Raw genomic sequence first — 17,811 nt, forward strand, 5'->3', positions numbered from 1 at the left:
CTAATGAAATTGAATGTTAATCTCCCTCAAACACCTTATGATATTGTGATTGAAAAAGGTGTCTTAGCTAAAGCCGGTGATTGGGTAAAGTCATTATGGCAACCTCAAAAAATCGCCCTTATTACAGATAACCATGTTGGAAGTTTGTATGCCGAAAAAGTTAAACTTAGCATTGAGAATGCTGGGTTTGAAGTGATTGTTTTGGATTTTCTAGAAGGTGAAGCTTCAAAAAATCTTCAAACAGTTAATAAAGCGTATGAATTCTTGGTTAAAAACGGCATGACACGTAGCGATGGTATTGTTGCACTTGGTGGTGGTGTCGTTGGAGATTTAGCTGGTTTTGTAGCGTCTACTTATATGCGTGGCATTCATTTTTTACAAATTCCAACAAGTTTGACTGCTCAAGTCGATTCATCAATTGGTGGTAAAACTGGTGTCAATACGCCATTTGCCAAAAATATGGTTGGTACTTTTACGCAACCGGATGGTGTTTTAATTGATCCTGAAACTCTTCAAACTCTTGGAAAACGTGAGCTCATTGAAGGGATGGGAGAAGTGATCAAATATGGTTTGATCGATGATGTTGAATTGTGGGATGAACTATCTGCTATGGATGGTTCACCAGAAAGCATTTTAAATCATGCTGAGAGCATTATCTACCGTTCATGTAATGTAAAACGTAAAGTCGTTGTGGAAGATGAACTTGATAATGGCGTTCGACTTTATCTTAATTTTGGTCACACCATTGGACATGCTGTGGAAGCAACAGCAGGTTATGGTAAAGTGATGCATGGTGAAGCTGTAGCGATTGGTATGGTACAAATTTCTCGTGTTGCCGAAGCGAAAGGTTTAATGCCTAAAGGCATTACTAAAGACATTTTTGATATGTGCCAAAAATTTGGTTTGCCAACAGACTATCACCCTTGGAATGTTGATGAGCTTTATGGTGCTTTAGTACATGATAAGAAAGCTCGCGGTAAAATGATTAAGACCGTCATCGTACCAGAGCTTGGTAGTGCAGCGATTAATCAGATCCCCCTTGAAGAGATGAAAGAGTATTTGGAGAAGTAATATGAGATATTTGACAGCTGGTGAATCTCACGGACCGCGTTTAACTGCAATTATTGAAGGAGTTCCTGCAGGACTTCCTTTAACTGCTGACGACATTAATGTTGATTTAAAACGTCGCCAAGGCGGCTATGGCCGCGGCGGACGTATGAAAATTGAGTCAGATAAAGTTGAAATCACATCTGGTGTACGTCACGGTAAGACGACTGGTGCTCCAATTACCCTCAACGTTATTAATAAAGACCATCAAAAATGGTTAGATATTATGGCTGTTGAAGATATTGATGATGCCTTAAAAACAAAACGTAAAATTACTCATCCACGACCAGGTCATGCGGACCTTGTTGGTGGTATGAAATATCGATTTGAAGATTTGCGTAATTCTTTAGAGCGTTCGTCTGCACGTGAAACAACAATGCGTGTGGCAGTTGGTGCAGTTGCTAAACGTATTTTGGCTGAACTTGATATCGAAATTGCTAACCACGTGGTGGTATTTGGTGGCAAAGAAATCGATGTTCCAGAAGGCCTTACGGTTTCACAAATTAAAGAATTAGCAAGTCAATCTGAAGTTTCAATTGTTAACCAAGAACGTGAGCAAGAAATCAAAGATTATATCGACCAAATCAAGAAAGATGGGGATACCATTGGTGGTGTGGTTGAAACAGTTGTTGGTGGCGTTCCTGTTGGACTTGGTTCTTACGTTCAATGGGATAAAAAACTTGATGCTAAGATTGCTGGTGCGGTTGTTTCTATCAATGCCTTTAAAGGTGTAGAGTTTGGTTTAGGTTTCAAAGATGGTTACCTTAAAGGAAGCCAAGTAATGGATGAAATCCTTTGGAACGAAGAAGAAGGTTACACTCGTCGCACTAATAATCTTGGCGGTTTTGAAGGTGGAATGACGAATGGACAACCAATCGTTGTTCGTGGTGTCATGAAGCCTATTCCAACGCTTTATAAACCTTTGATGTCAGTTGATATTGAAACACATGAACCATACAAAGCAACTGTTGAACGTTCAGATCCAACGGCTCTTCCTGCAGCTGGTGTTGTTATGGAAGCTGTTGTAGCAACAGTTGTGGCTGATGAGATTCTTGAAAAATTCTCTTCTGACAATCTCGAAGAATTAAAAGAAGCTGTCGCTCGTCATCGTGATTATGTCAAACATTTTTAATGCATAAACAGTTGACTGAAGCTGAGACTAGGGTGCTCAGCTTCTTTCTATAAGGAATTGTAATCCGGAAATGGAGAAACTATGGAAAATAAAGTGATTTACGTAGCAGGTTTAGGTTTAATTGGTGGCTCCCTTGCTTTAGGGATTAAACGAGACCATCCTGATTATAAAATCCTAGGATACAACCGTTCTGACAAATCGCGTAATGTTGCTCTTGAACGTGGTATTGTCGATCAAGCGACAGCAGATTTTAAAGAATTTGCTCCATTGGCTGATGTGATTATCTTGGCGGTTCCAATTAAACAAACGATTGAATTTATTAAGATCCTTTCTGAAATGGATTTGAAAGATAATGTCATCATAACTGATGCTGGTTCAACCAAAGGTGAAATCGTTGAAGCAGGTGAAAAGTACTTAGCTGGTAAAAAGGTTCGTTTTGTTGGCTCACATCCAATGGCAGGTTCACACAAATCAGGTGCTATTGCTGCCGATGTTAATCTGTTTGAGAATGCTTATTATATTTTTACACCATCTTCTTTAACGCTTGATAGAACAATCGATGAACTTAAAGGAATTTTGTCTGGCTTGCACGCACGTTATGTGGAAATCGATGCAGCTGAGCATGATCGTGTGACCAGTCAAATCTCGCATTTTCCTCACATTCTTGCTGCAAGTTTGATGGAACAAGCGGGTGATTATGCGACTGAACACGAAATGGCTAATCATTTTGCAGCTGGTGCTTTTCGAGATATGACACGTATTGCCGAAAGTGAGCCAGGAATGTGGACCAGCATTCTTTTGACAAATAAAGAAGCAGTTATAGGCCGCATTGATGATTTTAAAGAGAGACTTGATGCGGTTAAAGAACTTATTTCTAAGAGTGATGGTGATGCCATTTGGAATTACTTCAACCATGCTAAAGAGACACGTAAGGAAATGCAAATTCATAAACGTGGTGGTGTAGAAAGCGCCTTTGATCTTTTTGTGGATGTTCCTGACGAAGAAGATGTTATCTTAAGAATCTTGGAATTACTTCGTGGAACGTCTTTGGTTAACATTCACGTTAACGAGGAAAATCGTGAAGATATCAATGGTATCTTACAGATTTCGTTTAAGAATGCTAAAGATTTAGAGCATGCTAAAAAGGTTATTAGTGAAAATACTGATTATAAAGTTCATATTAATTAAGGAGATATATTATGGCAAATATTTATGATTTAGCAAACGAATTGGAACGCGAAATCCGTGTTCTTCCAGAATACAAAAAAGCACAAGAGTGCCGCGCAGCCATTGATGCTGATGAAGAAGCCAAAGCCTTGTTTAAAGAATTTACTGAATTCCAACAAGGGCTTTATGCAAAATTGCAATCTGGCCAAATGCCTACAGGTGATGAACAAACTAAAATGCAAGAACTAGGGGCTAAAATTGAAGCAAATCCAGTTTTGAAAGCCTATCTTGGTGCGCAACAATCATTATCAGTGTATGTAGCAGATCTTGAAAAAATCATTTTTGGACCACTACAAGATCTTTTGAAATAACTATTGTAACCTAACATTTCTTGTTAGGTTCTTTTCGTATTTTCAGGATGAAAGGTCTATAATGATTGATAACTTTATAAGGAGGTTGTTTTATGTCACGTAAGGTCGGAATTATTGGAATGGGTCATGTCGGCTCAACAGTTGCTCATGGGCTGATTGCTCAGGGAGCATTTGATGATTATGTACTAATTGATATAGATGAAAAGAAAGTGACAGCTGATGCCGTCGATTTTCGTGATGCAGCAGCAAATTTGAATCAACATGCTAATATTGTAATTAATGATTATCAAGCTTTAGCAGATGCTGATGTGGTGATTTCTGCTTTAGGGAATATTAAACTCCAAGATAATCCCAATGCAGACCGTTTTGCTGAGTTGCCATTTACTGCAAAAGAAGTGCCTGGTGTTGCTAAAAAATTGAAAGAAGTTGGTTTTAAAGGCATTATTATTGCTATTTCAAATCCAGTTGATGTGATTACTAGCCTTTATCAACACTACTCTGGACTTCCAAAAGAACGTGTTATTGGAACTGGTACCCTACTTGATACGGCTCGTATGAAACGTGCTGTTTCAGAACGATTTGGTGTTGATGCTCGTAGTGTTTATGGTTACAATTTGGGTGAACATGGTAATTCACAATTTACAGCTTGGAGTCAAGTTCGTGTTAAAGGTCAACCTATTTCAAAATTTACTGACGATGAAACACTTGACGAAATTGCTCATGAGGCTATGATTGGTGGTCATACTGTCTTTTATGGTAAGAAATACACTAGTTATGGTATTGCAAGCGCAGCGATTCGTTTAGCACTTGCCGTTGTTTCAGATAGTCATGAAGAACTTCCTGTTTCAAATTACTATGAACCATTAGATACTTACCTTAGCTATCCAGCTATTGTTGGACGAGAAGGTATTATTGAACAAATTAAATTGACATTACCTGCAGAAGAAGAAGCCAAGCTTGAAAATTCAGCTAACTTTATCAAACGTAAATTTGCTGAAAGTCTAAAATAAAGAAAAATCCCATCTGAAAATCAGGTGGGATTATTGATTAAGCAAGTAATTTCGAACCTCAGAAATGAAGTAAAGCGAACCCGTGACAACAAATAAGTCATCGGATTTCAGTTTAGCTTGTGTAAGCCAATCTTTGTAATTAGCCACTTTGGTGTATTGTTCAGGATAATCCGATAAAGCTTGTGCCTGATAGAAGTCAAAACTTGTAACAGATAAGTCGTAAACTGACAATTCCTCAAGCATTTGATTGAGTGGTTTACGTCCTAGTCCTGCAAAAAGGATATGGATGGTTTTATTTGAAAACTCTTTTTTTAGAACATCGGCTAATTTAGCGATGGAATCTTCATTGTGGGCACCGTCTAGCATGAGGTTATCTCTGATAAGTTCGCAACGTCCAGCCCACATTGTTGATTGTAAACCATCTTTAATACTTTTTTCGGTAATGTTAGCAAAATCAGGTTTAAGGATGGTAGCCGCCATGGCTGCTAATGAAGCATTAGCTCTTTGGTGGTGTCCAAGCATTGACAAAGTGATGTCTGATATAGTTCTATCTTGGTAGGTGAAAGAAAAAGCTCTGTCGTTTTCACTGATTGAAAAATCTTTATTAATCTCAAAGGTCGGACAATTCAAGTTTTTGGCTTTTTGATAAAAAACTTGTTGAACATCTGGTGCCATTTTACCAAAGATAAAAGGAACATGAGTTTTTAGAACGCCAGCTTTGTGACTAGCAATTTCTGTCAAAGTATCTCCAAGGGTATCTTGGTGGTCAATGCTGATTGACGGACAAATAACGGCTTTAGCTGTAAAGACATTAGTTGAGTCGTAAGTTCCGCCGATGCCTGCTTCTATGACAGCTATGTCGATTGGATTGATTTTAGCAAAATAGTAGAACATGAGCACAGTAACAAGTTCAAATTCTGTCACTTTACCGACTTTATTTTGAAAATCATAGTTTTCGACAATAGGCTTAATAGCTTGCGCAGTTTTTACCAAATCCTGGTCAGAAATTTCCTTGCTATTGATAGCGATTCGCTCGTTAAAGCGCGTGATAAAAGGAGAAGTGAACGTTCCTGTCTTGTAACCTGACTTTGTTAAAATATGTTGTAGAAAACTTGTTGTTGAACCCTTTCCATTTGTTCCGACAACGTGGATTGCTGGAAATTTATCCTGTGGGTTATTGAGTAAATCCAGAAGGTATCGCATACGCTCTAAACTTGGTCTGCGTCCGTTAGCTTTATGAGAGTGAATCCAATTTAGTGTTTCAATATAAGTCGTCATTTGATTTTCCTAGTAAAAAAGAGGTGGGCTGATAAGGAATTCTTATTAGCCCATTCCTCTTTGATATTATTGATTTGTTTCAGTAGCACTTCCTGCTGTATTATCAGATGTTGCTTGAGAACTTGTTTGAGTGTTGTCTTGAGTTGTGTCAACACTTGAACTATAGGTTGGTGTTTCTGAACTTGAATCGTAGGTTGTGTCAGCATCGTCGTTATAAGTTGTATTGTCTGAAGCTGAACTTGAGTAAGTGGTTGATGCTGATGTATCAGTTTTACTATTGTTACCCTTGTTGCCTTCTTTAATAACAACAGTTGTAGTTGACTTTTCAGTTGGTTTCTGATTTGAAGATCCCTTCACAGCGTTAGTGATTGTAATGCTGGCTACGATAATACTAAGGATAGAACCAATAAGTGCAATTGTTTTTTGAAAAGCGGAGAAGCCTTTTTTAATATGCTTTGATGGGGCTTGTTCCTTATCTTTTTGTGATTTTTTTTGACGTCTTGAATAATGTTGAGACATTTTTAACTCCTTTTTCGCGTATGATTCTATTATAGTTTTTTCATTTTAAAAGTCCAGTATGAGATGGGGCTCTTTCAGAAAATATTTTAAAGCATTTTCTTAAAAATAGCCTTAAAAAACTTAGGATTAAAGCTTTCACACTTATAAGAGACTGTGCTATAATGGTAGTATTGATTTTTTTGTGAAGGAAGAAAAAATGATTTACTTTGATAACTCTGCCACAACAATTCCCTATCCTGAAGTGCTAAGAACTTATCAGGAAGTGGCAAGTAAAATTTACGGAAATCCCTCAAGTCTACACAATCTAGGAACAAAAGCTAGTCGTATCTTAGAAGCCAGTCGTAAACAAATTGCTGATCTACTTGGGGTTAAGAGCACAGAGATTATTTTCACTTCTGGCGGTACAGAAGGTGACAACTGGGTTCTTAAAGGTGTTGCTTTTGAAAAAGAGCGTTATGGAAAACACATTATTGTCTCTGATATCGAACACCCTGCTGTTAAAGAGTCTGCAAAATGGCTAAGCGAACACGGTTTTGAAGTATCTTATGCACCTGTTAATGAAAAAGGGTTTGTTGATGTTGAAAAATTAGCAGAGCTTTTACGTCCAGATACAACTCTTGTATCAATTATGGCTGTTAATAACGAAATCGGTTCTATCCAACCAATCAAAGCTATCTCAGAACTATTGGCTGATAAACCAGGAATTTCATTCCACGTGGATGCTGTCCAAGCAATTGGGAAAATTCCAGCTGCTGATTATCTAACAGATCGTGTTGATTTTGCAAGCTTTTCTGGGCACAAATTCCACAGTGTGCGTGGTGTAGGTTTTATTTATAAAAAAGAAGGTAAAAAACTCAACCCTTTGCTAGCTGGTGGTGGTCAAGAAGGCGATCTTCGTTCAACTACTGAAAATGTTGCTGGTATTGCAGCGACAGCTAAAGCTCTTCGTTTGGTTACAGACAAAGAGGCCTATGCACTTCCAAAAATTGCTAAAATGAAAGAAATCATCTATGATGAACTTGCTAAACACGAGGATATCCTCATTTTCTCTGGTAAGGATGATACATTTGCACCAAACATTTTAACATTTGGCATTAAAGGTGTTCGTGGAGAAGTTGTGGTTCATGCCTTTGAAGAGCATGAAATTTATATTTCAACAACTTCAGCTTGTTCATCAAAAGCTGGAAAACCAGCAGGTACTTTGATTGCTATGGGAGTTCCAACAAAATTGGCTCAATCAGCTGTTCGCATTAGTCTTGATGACGACAATGATATGGGACAAGTGGAACAATTCTTAACAATTTTCAAACAAGTTTACGAAAAGACAAAAAAAGTAAGATAATCAATAAGAAAGGATAAAGAGAGTCTTCTCTTTAATAAATTATGCAATACTCAGAAATTATGGTTCGCTACGGCGAATTATCAACTAAAGGAAAGAACCGCATGCGTTTCATCAACAAATTGAAACGTAACATGAAACACGTTCTTTCTATTTATCCTGATGTGCGTGTTGTGGCTGATCGTGACCGCGCTCACATTTTTTTGAATGGAACAGATTATGTCCCAGTTGCTGAATCATTAAAACAAATCTTTGGTATTCAAGCATTCTCACCTTCTTACAAAGTTGAAAAGAATCTTGAAACTATCAAAAAAGCTGTTCAAGATGTCATGAAAGACGTTTATCATGAAGGATTAACTTTTAAAATCACAAGTAAACGTAGTGACCACAATTTTGAAATGGACAGCCGCGAATTGAACCAATTCCTTGGTTCAGCAGTATTTGAAGTTTTACCGGATATTCAAGCTCAAATGAAAGGTCCAGATGTCAACCTAAAAGTTGAGATTCGTGAAGAAGCAGCTTATCTTTCATATGAAAATATTAAAGGTGCTGGTGGTCTTCCTGTTGGAACAGCTGGCCGTGGGATGTTGATGCTGTCTGGTGGTATTGATTCACCAGTTGCTGGTTACCTTGCCCTTAAACGTGGTGTTGATATCGAAGCTGTTCACTTTGCTAGCCCTCCATACACAAGTCCAGGTGCTCTTAAAAAAGCTCAAGATTTGACACGTAAATTGACAAAATTTGGTGGTAACATTGATTTCATTGAAGTTCCATTTACTGAAATTCAAGAAGAAATCAAAGAAAAAGCTCCTGAAGCTTACTTGATGACTTTGACACGTCGTTTCATGATGCGCATTACAGACCGCATTCGTGAAGAGCGTAATGGTTTGGTTATCATTAACGGTGAAAGTCTTGGACAAGTGGCTAGTCAAACGCTTGAAAGTATGCGCGCCATTAATGCCGTAACTGCAACACCAATTATTCGTCCAGTTGTAACAATGGATAAATTAGAAATCATTGATATTGCACAAAAAATCGATACGTTTGACATTTCTATTCAACCATTCGAAGATTGCTGTACGATTTTTGCACCAGATCGTCCAAAAACTAATCCAAAAATCAAGAATGTTGAACAATATGAAAAACGTATGGATGTTGAAGGACTTGTTGAACGTGCGGTTGCTGGAATTAAGGTGACAACAATTACACCACAAGCAGAACATGATGAAGTTGATGACTTGATTGATGACTTACTATAATTGATAAAAAGAGGCTGAGACATAAAATCTTAGTCTCTTTGTTTGTGAAAGTGTAGTTTTATAAAACACAGTAGCTTGAGCTTCGAAGATTTATTAAATTAACGATTCGCTTTTTAATCTTTAAGCTTGAATACCTTACTTATTTAACAACTTTTTCAGTGCCAGTGAAATCCTGAAAGCCTAATCATAAAATGGTATAATAACCACATGGAGGTGTGATTAAGGATGTTAGATAGGATAATTTATAAAAAGACAACTTTTGCTTGCTTGGCATTTATTTTGCTTAGCTTATTGGGAGCAGCTTTTTATGGTTTAGCTTTTGAAAAGCATTCCCCAAGTGATAAGACTCACCAGTCAAAAGCTCATCCAAGCCGGGTGAAAACGGCGCGTGTCATGGCTAATGGCGATATTCTTATTCATAATGGTCTTTACGGTAGTGCTGAACAGGCTGATGGGACTTATGATTTCAAGCCTTTCTTTGAATATGCCAAAGACTGGATTTCAAGTGCTGATTTAGCTATTGGTGATTACGAGGGAACAATCAGCCCAGATTATCCTTTAGCTGGCTATCCGTTGTTTAATGCACCCAGTGAAATTGCGGACGCTATGAAAGACACAGGATATGATGTGGTTGATTTGGCTCACAATCATATCCTAGATTCAGGTCTTTCTGGTGCCATTAATACGGTAAAAACATTTGATAAGTTGGGCATGCCAAGTATCGGTGTTTATAAGAAAGACCGTGACAAAGAAGATATTTTAATTAAAAATGTTAATGGTATCAAAATCGCTATTTTAGGTTATTCTTATGCTTATAATGGTTTAGAAGCAAATCTGTCATCTGAAGACTATGAAAAACATATGTCTGATTTGGATGAAGATAAGATGAAAGCAGAAATTCAGGAAGCTGAAAAGAAAGCAGATGTAACGATTGTCATGCCACAAATGGGTGTGGAGTATCAACGTGAACCCACTCAAGAACAAGTTACGCTTTACCATAAGATGATCGAGTGGGGAGCAGATGTTATTTTTGGTGGACACCCACATGTTGTTGAGTCTTCTGAGACCGTTGAAAAGGACGGTGAAAAGAAATTCATTATCTACTCAATGGGGAACTTTATTTCGAATCAACGGTTAGAAACAGTAGATGACATTTGGACAGAACGTGGTCTGTTGATGGATGTGACATTTGAAAAGAAAAATCAAAAAACCAAAATCAAAACTGTCAAAGCTCACCCGACAATGGTTTGGGTTTGGAGCAAGGGCGTGATAGGATCAGAAGGTTTTGTGCTTTCAGATTATCGCACGCTTATTTTAGAAGATTTTATCAAGGGTGGTAAGTATCGTGATAAACTTGATGCTAATATGCAAGAAAAAGTTGATACTGCCTATCAAGAAATGAATGAATTGGTGAATTTACAATGGAATTAAAACGACAAAAGGTCAAGTTCTTTTCTAAGAACTATCGTGATGTCAAAAACTTATATTTTACAGCGTTTCCGGCTGTGGAGCGCCTACCTTATTTTCCGCTATTTTTAAATACATGTAGAAGTTTAGCTGATTTTTATGCTTATTACGACGGTGATACCTTTGTTGGCTTGGCTTACCTGTTGCAAAATGAAGAGGTTGTTTACCTCTTCTTTCTAGCTGTTAACACGCAAATCCGTTCTCGCGGTTATGGCTCTGCTATTTTACAAGATATCAAACATCTAGCTAATAAAAGACCAATAATTCTAGCTATGGAACCTTTAGATGAGAAAGCAGATAATTATGAGCAACGTCTGAAACGTGTCAACTTTTATGAAAGAAATGGCTTTTCAATTACTGACTACTATTATCATGAAGGAGCAGAAGTTTATCAAATGATGGCAACCAAGAGTGATATTGATATTCATTTGGTTGAAAAGTTGACAGAAAAAGCAGTACTCGGTTTAATTCCAGTCTCTTTTGATCAAAAAATCAATGAAAACGCAATATAAACAAAAAAAGCCAGCATATTTCTTGCTTTAATCCTTTTAACGTGTTAAAATATGAACGTTGACTAAATGCACATCCTGTGCAACCGCACGAAAATCGTTATTAAGCAACTCTAGAGGTTCACGATTTAGGCGAGTCTTCACAAGCGGAAAAATCCGCAACAAAATTTTATAGGAGGTGCACGATGAGCACATATGCAATCATCAAAACTGGTGGAAAACAAGTTAAAGTTGAAGTAGGTCAAGCTATCTATGTTGAAAAACTTGATGTTGAAGCTGGTTCAGAAGTAACATTTAACGAAGTTGTTCTTGTTGGTGGTGAAAAAACTGTTGTTGGTACACCAGTTGTTGAAGGAGCTTCTGTTGTTGGTACTGTTGAAAAACAAGGAAAACAAAAGAAAGTTGTTACTTTCAAATACAAACCTAAAAAAGGTTCACACCGTAAACAAGGTCACCGTCAACCTTACACTAAAGTTGTTATCAACGCTATCAACGCTTAATTTAGCATTCTCATGATTCAAGCAACTTTTATTCGTCATAAAGGCAACTTAGAAAGTGTTGAACTGACTGGTCATGCCGGCAGTGGTGAATATGGCTTTGATATCGTATGTGCAGCTGTTTCAACCCTATCAATTAACCTAGTTAATTCGTTAGAAGTTTTGACAGATTGTGACGTTGATTTAGCTATCAATGAGATTGATGGTGGTTATATGAAGATTGATATCTCTCATATAACTAAAAAGACAGATGAGAAAGTTCAACTTTTATTTGAAAGCTTTCTTTTAGGAATGACAAACTTGGCTGAAAATTCGAAAGAGTTTGTGTCAGTTAAGGTCATTGCAAACTAATTTGAAAAGAGGACACTACATATGTTAAAAATGAATCTTGCTAACTTGCAACTTTTCGCCCACAAAAAAGGTGGAGGTTCTACATCAAATGGTCGTGATTCTGAAGCAAAACGTCTTGGTGCTAAAGCAGCTGACGGTCAAACTGTTTCAGGTGGATCAATCCTTTACCGTCAACGCGGTACTCACATCTACCCAGGTGTGAACGTAGGTCGCGGTGGTGACGATACACTTTTCGCTAAAGTTGAAGGTGTTGTTCGTTTCGAACGTAAAGGTCGCGATAAACGTCAAGTATCAGTTTATCCAATCGCAAAATAATTTAACAGAAAGTCTGCTTTCGCAGGCTTTTTTTGATTTACCGCAAAAGTGAGATTTATGGTAATTGTCTTGCTTTACTTGATATAGCGCCATTAGTTATAATTTGCTATAATAAAGGTGATTGATTTTTTAGAAAGAATGATTGACAATGAATATACAACAATTACGATATGTTGTAGCTATTGCAAACAGTGGGACCTTTCGTGAAGCAGCTTCGAAGCTTTTTGTCAGTCAGCCGAGTTTGTCAGTAGCTATTAAGGACCTTGAAGGTGAATTAGGCTTTCAAATTTTCACACGTACAACAACAGGTGCTGTTTTAACTAGTCATGGGATGACATTTTATGAAAAAGCATTGGAAGTTGTTAAGAGTTTTGATTCGTTTGAGAAGCAATTTTCTCAATCAGCTTCTGACTCTGATGAGTTTTCAATTGCTAGTCAACACTATGATTTTTTGCCACCGTTGATAACTGCTTTTTCAAAAGCTCATCCAGAGCATAAAGATTTTCGGATTTTTGAATCCACAACGATTCAAATTTTTGATGAGGTTGCTCAAGGGGATAGTGAAATTGGGATTATTTATTTAAATAATCAAAATCGTAAGGGCCTTTTACAGCGTATGGAAAAACTTGGGTTGGAATTTGTAGAATTAATTCCTTTTAAAACTCATATTTACCTTGCTAAGAATCACCCGCTTACTCAAAAAGAAAATTTAGAGATGGATGATTTGAAAAATTTCCCAACTGTTCGCTTTACTCAAGAAAAGGATGAATACCTATATTACTCAGAAAACTTTGTAGATACCAGTGACAGTCCACATGTCTTTAATGTGACGGACCGTGCAACGTTAAATGGTATTTTGGAACGTACGGATGCCTACGCAACAGGTTCTGGTTTCCTTGATAGTCGCAGTGTGAATGGCATTACGGTTATTCCGCTTGAGGATAAGTTAGATAACAAAATGGTTTATATCAAACGCCGTGATAAAAATTTATCAGTCTGTGCTTTAAAATTCATCGCTGTCATGAAAGATTATTTTGAAAAATTCAGTCCAAAGGTGACCAAATGAAAAACTATAGAAAACTTTATTTTCCAATAGCTGCTTTGATTTTGATTCTTATTGATCAACTAAGTAAGTTATGGATTGTCAATCATATTCCTTTAAATACCATTCGCAAGTGTCTACCTGGGATTTTTAGCCTAACCTATTTGCGTAATTATGGAGCAGCTTTTTCAATCTTACAAAATCAGCAGTGGTTCTTTACTGTAATCACGCTTGCTGTTGTAGGTGCAGCTTGTTATTATTTTATTAAAAATATCAATGGCAATTTTTGGTTTTTACTTGGCCTTTTATTGATTATTTCTGGTGGAATCGGTAATTTTATTGACCGTTTGCGACTTGGTTACGTTGTTGATATGGTTCATTTGGATTTTATGAATTTTGCTATTTTTAATGTAGCAGATTCGTATTTAACAGTTGGGGTAGTGATTTTGTTTATTGCCCTATGGAAAGAGGAGGAAAATGGAATTAATCATTAAAGAAGCTGGCGCGCGTTTGGATAAAGCGTTAGCTGATTTGACAGAATTGTCACGTAGCCAAGCAAATGATGAAATTAAAAAAGGTACTGTTTTGGTAAATGGCAAAGCTGTTAAGGCAAAATACGCTGTTAAAGTTGGTGATGTTATCACTTATGAAGTGCCAAAAGAAGAAGTTCTAGAGTATACTGCTGAAGATATTCCATTAGATATTGTCTATGAGGATGAAGATGTTGCAGTAGTTAACAAGCCACAAGGTATGGTGGTTCACCCATCTATTGGGCACACTTCAGGAACTTTAGTTAATGCTTTGATGTATCATATCAAGGATTTATCTTCAATTAATGGTGTGATTCGACCAGGTATCGTTCACCGTATTGATAAAGATACTTCAGGTCTTTTGATGATTGCTAAGAATGATGCCGCTCACAATGCACTTGCTGCGGAATTGAAGGAAAAAAAATCACTTCGTAAATATGTAGCAATTGTTCATGGTAACATCCCGAATGATCGTGGTGTCATTGAAGCGCCAATTGGTCGTTCTGATAAAGATCGTAAAAAACAAGCTGTTACGGCTAAAGGGAAACCTGCAGTAACGCATTTCAAAGTATTGGAACGTTTTGGAAGTTATACTTTAGTTGAATTGACTTTGGAAACAGGACGTACTCACCAAATCCGTGTACACATGGCTTACATTGGCCATCCTGTAGCTGGAGATCCATTATACGGACCACGTAAAACTTTAAAAGGGAATGGTCAATTCTTGCATGCTCAAACACTAGGTTTTACACACCCTAAAACTGGTGAAACAATGACCTTTACAGCTGAAGTTCCAGAAATTTTTAAAGAAACACTTGAAAAGCTAAGAATCGGAAAAGCATAATTAATAATCGCAAAGAAGTAGAACAAAACTTTTTAGGAGTTCTACTTTTTTATTCGTTTTGCAAAAAAGTGGTAGATATTTTTTGTCGAAAATCATAATTTCCTTGTCAAATGATGAACGATTTGGTATTATATAAGAGTAAATATTATCCTTTAATACTGTCCCGTGAGGCAGGCAAGGAGAGAACGGTAAAAGAAGCGTGCAACTAGCATAGTTGTACCTATATTTTGTGGAATCTCCTTGGTAACGAGGAGATTTTTTGTATATTAAGAGAGGTTTGTTTATGAAAACAAAAGAAATTGTTGATGACGTAACAATGAAACGTGCGATTACACGTATCACTTATGAGATTATTGAACGAAATAAAAATCTTGACAATATTGTCCTAGCAGGAATTAAGACACGCGGTGTCTTCATTGCTCGCCGTATTCAAGATCGCTTGAAACAATTGGAAGGCATTGATATTCCTCTTGGGGAACTTGATACAAAACCTTTCCGTGATGATATGAAAGTTGAAGAAGATACAACAGATATGCCAGTAGATATTACTGGTAAAGATGTCATTTTGGTTGATGATGTTCTTTATACAGGACGTACAATTCGTGCGGCTATTGATAACTTAGTAAGTCTTGGTCGTCCAGCTCGTGTTAGCCTTGCTGTTCTTGTTGACCGTGGACACCGTGAACTCCCAATTCGTGCTGATTATGTTGGTAAAAACATCCCAACAAGTGCTATCGAGGAAATCATTGTTGAAGTGATCGAAGTAGATGGTAAAGATCGCGTTAGCATTGTAGATCCAAGCTAAGCAGTATTAGAATTGAGGAGGATGATAAAAAGTGGAAAACGTAAGATATGATGTGCATGATATGCCAAAACCAGGAATGCTGTTTGGACTATCATTCCAACATTTGTTTGCAATGTTCGGTTCAACAGTTTTGGTTCCAATCTTGGTTGGAATTGATCCTGCAATTGCCCTATTTTCAAGTGGTTTAGGTACTTTAGCGCATTTGACAGTAACCAAATATAAAATTCCAGCTTACATGGGTTCAAGTTTTGCTTACATTGCGACAATGCAAATGTTAATGAAAACAGATGGAATTGCTGCGGTAGCACAGGGGGCTATCGCGGGTGGTTTGGTTTACTTAATCGTTGCCTTGATTGTAAAATTTGCCGGAAATGCATGGATTGATAAAGTACTTCCACCAATTGTGGTTGGTCCAATCATCATCGTTATCGGACTTAGCCTTGCAACAACGGCTGTTAATGATGTGATGCTTAAAAACGGCGACTACAATTTTACTTACCTTTTAGTTGGGATGGTAACTCTTCTTGCGGTTATTCTCTTTAACATGTACGGTAAAAAGATTATCGGTGTTATTCCAATTTTACTTGGTTTGATTGTTGGTTACATTTTTGCCTTTGTAGTTGGTGCTGTGACAGGTCAAAGCATTGTTGATTTGTCAGGTGTGGCAAAATCAGCTTGGTTCCAAGTTCCAAGTTTTGATATTCTTTTTGTGGATTATCACTTCAAACTTTATCCAAGTGCAATTTTGACAATGGCTCCAATCGCTTTTGTAACAATGACTGAACACTTTGGTCACGTAATGGTTCTTAACAGTTTGACAGGACGTGACTTCTTTAAAGATCCAGGTCTTGACCGTACGCTTACAGGTGATGGTTTGGCACAAATTATCGCTGGTTTCTTCGGTGCTCCACCGGTAACATCATATGGTGAAAACATTGGTGTTATGGCACTTAATAAAATCTACTCAGTATATGTTATTGCTGGAGCAGCTGTTATTGCTGTAGTGATGAGCTTTATTGGAAAAATATCAGCTCTTCTTTCATCTATTCCAACACCAGTAATTGGTGGTATTTCAATTGCCCTCTTTGGTGTTATTGCATCAAGTGGTCTTAAAATTTTAGTTGAAAACAAAATTGATTTTGATAATAAGAAAAATCTTTTGATTGCAAGTGTTATCCTAGTATCTGGTATCGGTGGTTTGACATTGCAAGTTGCTGGTTTACAAATTACAGGTGTTGCTTTCTCAACACTTCTAGGTATTATCTTGTATCAAATTCTTCCAGAAAAGGACTAAAAAATGGCAATTACAGATGGTGTTGTTTCACTAAAGCATTTGGTAACAATGGAAACATTATCAAATGAAGAAGTGCTTGGCTTAATTAAACGTGGTATTGCGTTTAAGAATGATGAAGTCGACTTTAGTTTGGACAGACAATATTTTGCGGCAAATCTTTTCTTTGAACCATCAACGCGTACACATAAATCATTCGAAGTGGCTGAAAGAAAACTTGGTTTGGATGTTATCGAATTTGATGCTAAAACAAGTTCAGTTAACAAAGGTGAAACTTTGTATGATACGATTCTCACAATGAGTTCACTTGGCATTGATATTTGTGTGATTCGACATTCAATGGAAGATTACTACAAGGAATTGATTGATAGTCGAACAATTCAAACAGCAATCGTCAATGGTGGTGATGGTTCTGGTCAGCACCCAAGTCAGTGTTTACTTGATTTGATGACAATTTATGAAGAGTTTGGTAGTTTTGAAAATCTAAAAGTGGCTATCGTTGGTGATATTACGCATTCACGTGTTGCAAAATCAAACATGCAAATCCTAAAACGTTTAGGGGCAGAGTTGTATTTTGCAGGTCCAGAGCAATGGTATTCAAGTGAATTTGATGTTTATGGAAAATACGTTGCAATCGATGAAATTGTTGACAAAGTTGATGTCATGATGATGTTGCGTGTTCAACATGAACGCCATGATAGTGAACGTGGTTTTTCAAAAGAAACTTATCACAGAGCATACGGTCTAACATATGATCGATATGATAAAATGAAGTCTTCTGCCATCATCATGCACCCAGCACCTGTTAATCGAGATGTTGAAATTGCTGATCGCTTGGTAGAAGCGCCAAAATCAAGAATTGCTACACAAATGCAAAACGGTGTTTTTGTACGAATGGCAATTCTAGAAGCCGTACTTAATGGTAAGGCTTGATAATTTATTATTTTGAAGTGTCTGCTAATAAACGTTAAAGTGCTC

General features: G+C 37.2%; 20 protein-coding genes and 1 other annotated feature. Of the genes, 18 read left to right on the plus strand and 2 right to left on the minus strand.

Going from position 1 to position 17,811, the window contains the following annotated elements:
- Nucleotides 1–3 precede the first annotated feature (3 nt).
- The 5 genes from aroB to B4D49_RS04095 all read left to right on the plus strand — a co-directional run bounded on the left by aroB (nt 4) and on the right by B4D49_RS04095 (nt 4,787).
- A complete protein-coding gene (gene aroB / locus B4D49_RS04075; protein ID WP_286783323.1) occupies nt 4–1,071 on the plus strand; it encodes a 3-dehydroquinate synthase in 1,068 nt (355 codons plus the stop codon).
- A gap of 1 nt (nt 1,072) precedes the next feature.
- Nucleotides 1,073–2,239: a chorismate synthase gene (gene aroC, locus B4D49_RS04080; RefSeq protein WP_074481604.1), complete on the plus strand. Its 1,167-nt coding sequence runs from the start codon at nt 1,073–1,075 to the stop codon at nt 2,237–2,239.
- A gap of 81 nt (nt 2,240–2,320) precedes the next feature.
- On the plus strand, nt 2,321–3,427 hold the full coding sequence (locus B4D49_RS04085; RefSeq protein ID WP_286783325.1) for a prephenate dehydrogenase: 1,107 nt from the start codon (nt 2,321–2,323) through the stop codon (nt 3,425–3,427).
- A gap of 11 nt (nt 3,428–3,438) precedes the next feature.
- Complete coding sequence (locus B4D49_RS04090; protein ID WP_020916975.1) at nt 3,439–3,777, plus strand: YlbF/YmcA family competence regulator; 339 nt, start codon at nt 3,439–3,441, stop codon at nt 3,775–3,777.
- A 92-nt stretch (nt 3,778–3,869) separates the two neighbouring features.
- Complete coding sequence (locus B4D49_RS04095; protein WP_074481606.1) at nt 3,870–4,787, plus strand: L-lactate dehydrogenase; 918 nt, start codon at nt 3,870–3,872, stop codon at nt 4,785–4,787.
- Nucleotides 4,788–4,817: 30 nt separating this feature from the next.
- Here B4D49_RS04095 and B4D49_RS04100 read toward each other — a convergent pair whose 3' ends face one another.
- Together B4D49_RS04100 and B4D49_RS04105 are read right to left on the minus strand one after the other, a co-directional pair.
- Nucleotides 4,818–6,065 carry a bifunctional folylpolyglutamate synthase/dihydrofolate synthase gene (locus tag B4D49_RS04100; protein WP_286783329.1) on the minus strand — a complete coding sequence of 416 codons (1,248 nt, stop codon included), beginning with the start codon at nt 6,063–6,065 and terminating at the stop codon, nt 4,818–4,820.
- A gap of 66 nt (nt 6,066–6,131) precedes the next feature.
- Nucleotides 6,132–6,584 carry a DUF6556 family protein gene (locus tag B4D49_RS04105; protein ID WP_286783331.1) on the minus strand — a complete coding sequence of 151 codons (453 nt, stop codon included), beginning with the start codon at nt 6,582–6,584 and terminating at the stop codon, nt 6,132–6,134.
- 196 nt (nt 6,585–6,780) lie between these two features.
- Between B4D49_RS04105 and B4D49_RS04110 the strand changes: the two genes are divergently transcribed.
- From B4D49_RS04110 to B4D49_RS04170, 13 genes are all read left to right on the plus strand, one after another.
- Nucleotides 6,781–7,926, plus strand: a complete 1,146-nt coding sequence (locus B4D49_RS04110) for a cysteine desulfurase family protein (protein WP_132869053.1) — start codon at nt 6,781–6,783, stop codon at nt 7,924–7,926.
- A gap of 41 nt (nt 7,927–7,967) precedes the next feature.
- Nucleotides 7,968–9,182 carry a tRNA uracil 4-sulfurtransferase ThiI gene (gene thiI / locus B4D49_RS04115; protein WP_132869052.1) on the plus strand — a complete coding sequence of 405 codons (1,215 nt, stop codon included), beginning with the start codon at nt 7,968–7,970 and terminating at the stop codon, nt 9,180–9,182.
- 225 nt (nt 9,183–9,407) lie between these two features.
- Nucleotides 9,408–10,613 carry a CapA family protein gene (locus B4D49_RS04120; RefSeq protein WP_132869770.1) on the plus strand — a complete coding sequence of 402 codons (1,206 nt, stop codon included), beginning with the start codon at nt 9,408–9,410 and terminating at the stop codon, nt 10,611–10,613.
- Complete coding sequence (locus B4D49_RS04125; RefSeq protein ID WP_132869771.1) at nt 10,604–11,161, plus strand: GNAT family N-acetyltransferase; 558 nt, start codon at nt 10,604–10,606, stop codon at nt 11,159–11,161. Before B4D49_RS04120 ends, B4D49_RS04125 begins: the two co-directional genes overlap by 10 nt.
- 71 nt (nt 11,162–11,232) lie before the next feature.
- Nucleotides 11,233–11,308 (plus strand) — a sequence feature (ribosomal protein L21 leader region).
- Nucleotides 11,309–11,343: 35 nt separating this feature from the next.
- Nucleotides 11,344–11,658, plus strand: a complete 315-nt coding sequence (gene rplU / locus B4D49_RS04130; protein WP_004232223.1) for a 50S ribosomal protein L21 — start codon at nt 11,344–11,346, stop codon at nt 11,656–11,658.
- A 12-nt stretch (nt 11,659–11,670) separates the two neighbouring features.
- Nucleotides 11,671–12,006, plus strand: a complete 336-nt coding sequence (locus B4D49_RS04135) for a ribosomal-processing cysteine protease Prp (RefSeq protein ID WP_132869772.1) — start codon at nt 11,671–11,673, stop codon at nt 12,004–12,006.
- Between the two features lie 21 nt (nt 12,007–12,027).
- On the plus strand, nt 12,028–12,321 hold the full coding sequence (gene rpmA, locus B4D49_RS04140) for a 50S ribosomal protein L27 (protein ID WP_004232221.1): 294 nt from the start codon (nt 12,028–12,030) through the stop codon (nt 12,319–12,321).
- Nucleotides 12,322–12,469: 148 nt separating this feature from the next.
- Nucleotides 12,470–13,387 (plus strand): LysR family transcriptional regulator, encoded by a 918-nt coding sequence (locus B4D49_RS04145; protein ID WP_286783336.1) that lies wholly within the window; start codon nt 12,470–12,472, stop codon nt 13,385–13,387.
- Nucleotides 13,384–13,857: a signal peptidase II gene (gene lspA, locus B4D49_RS04150; protein ID WP_132869765.1), complete on the plus strand. Its 474-nt coding sequence runs from the start codon at nt 13,384–13,386 to the stop codon at nt 13,855–13,857. Before B4D49_RS04145 ends, lspA begins: the two co-directional genes overlap by 4 nt.
- Entirely contained in the window at nt 13,841–14,737 is an 897-nt protein-coding gene (locus tag B4D49_RS04155; RefSeq protein ID WP_132869766.1) for an RluA family pseudouridine synthase, read from the plus strand. Before lspA ends, B4D49_RS04155 begins: the two co-directional genes overlap by 17 nt.
- Nucleotides 14,738–15,020: 283 nt before the next feature.
- On the plus strand, nt 15,021–15,542 hold the full coding sequence (gene pyrR, locus B4D49_RS04160; RefSeq protein WP_039696718.1) for a bifunctional pyr operon transcriptional regulator/uracil phosphoribosyltransferase PyrR: 522 nt from the start codon (nt 15,021–15,023) through the stop codon (nt 15,540–15,542).
- Nucleotides 15,543–15,603: 61 nt separating this feature from the next.
- A complete protein-coding gene (locus tag B4D49_RS04165; protein ID WP_199543585.1) occupies nt 15,604–16,836 on the plus strand; it encodes a solute carrier family 23 protein in 1,233 nt (410 codons plus the stop codon).
- A 3-nt stretch (nt 16,837–16,839) separates the two neighbouring features.
- On the plus strand, nt 16,840–17,766 hold the full coding sequence (locus B4D49_RS04170; RefSeq protein ID WP_199542335.1) for an aspartate carbamoyltransferase catalytic subunit: 927 nt from the start codon (nt 16,840–16,842) through the stop codon (nt 17,764–17,766).
- Nucleotides 17,767–17,811: the final 45 nt, after the last annotated feature.

The organism is Streptococcus sp. UBA4344, assembly GCF_002393675.1.
GTDB lineage: Bacteria > Bacillota > Bacilli > Lactobacillales > Streptococcaceae > Streptococcus > Streptococcus vicugnae.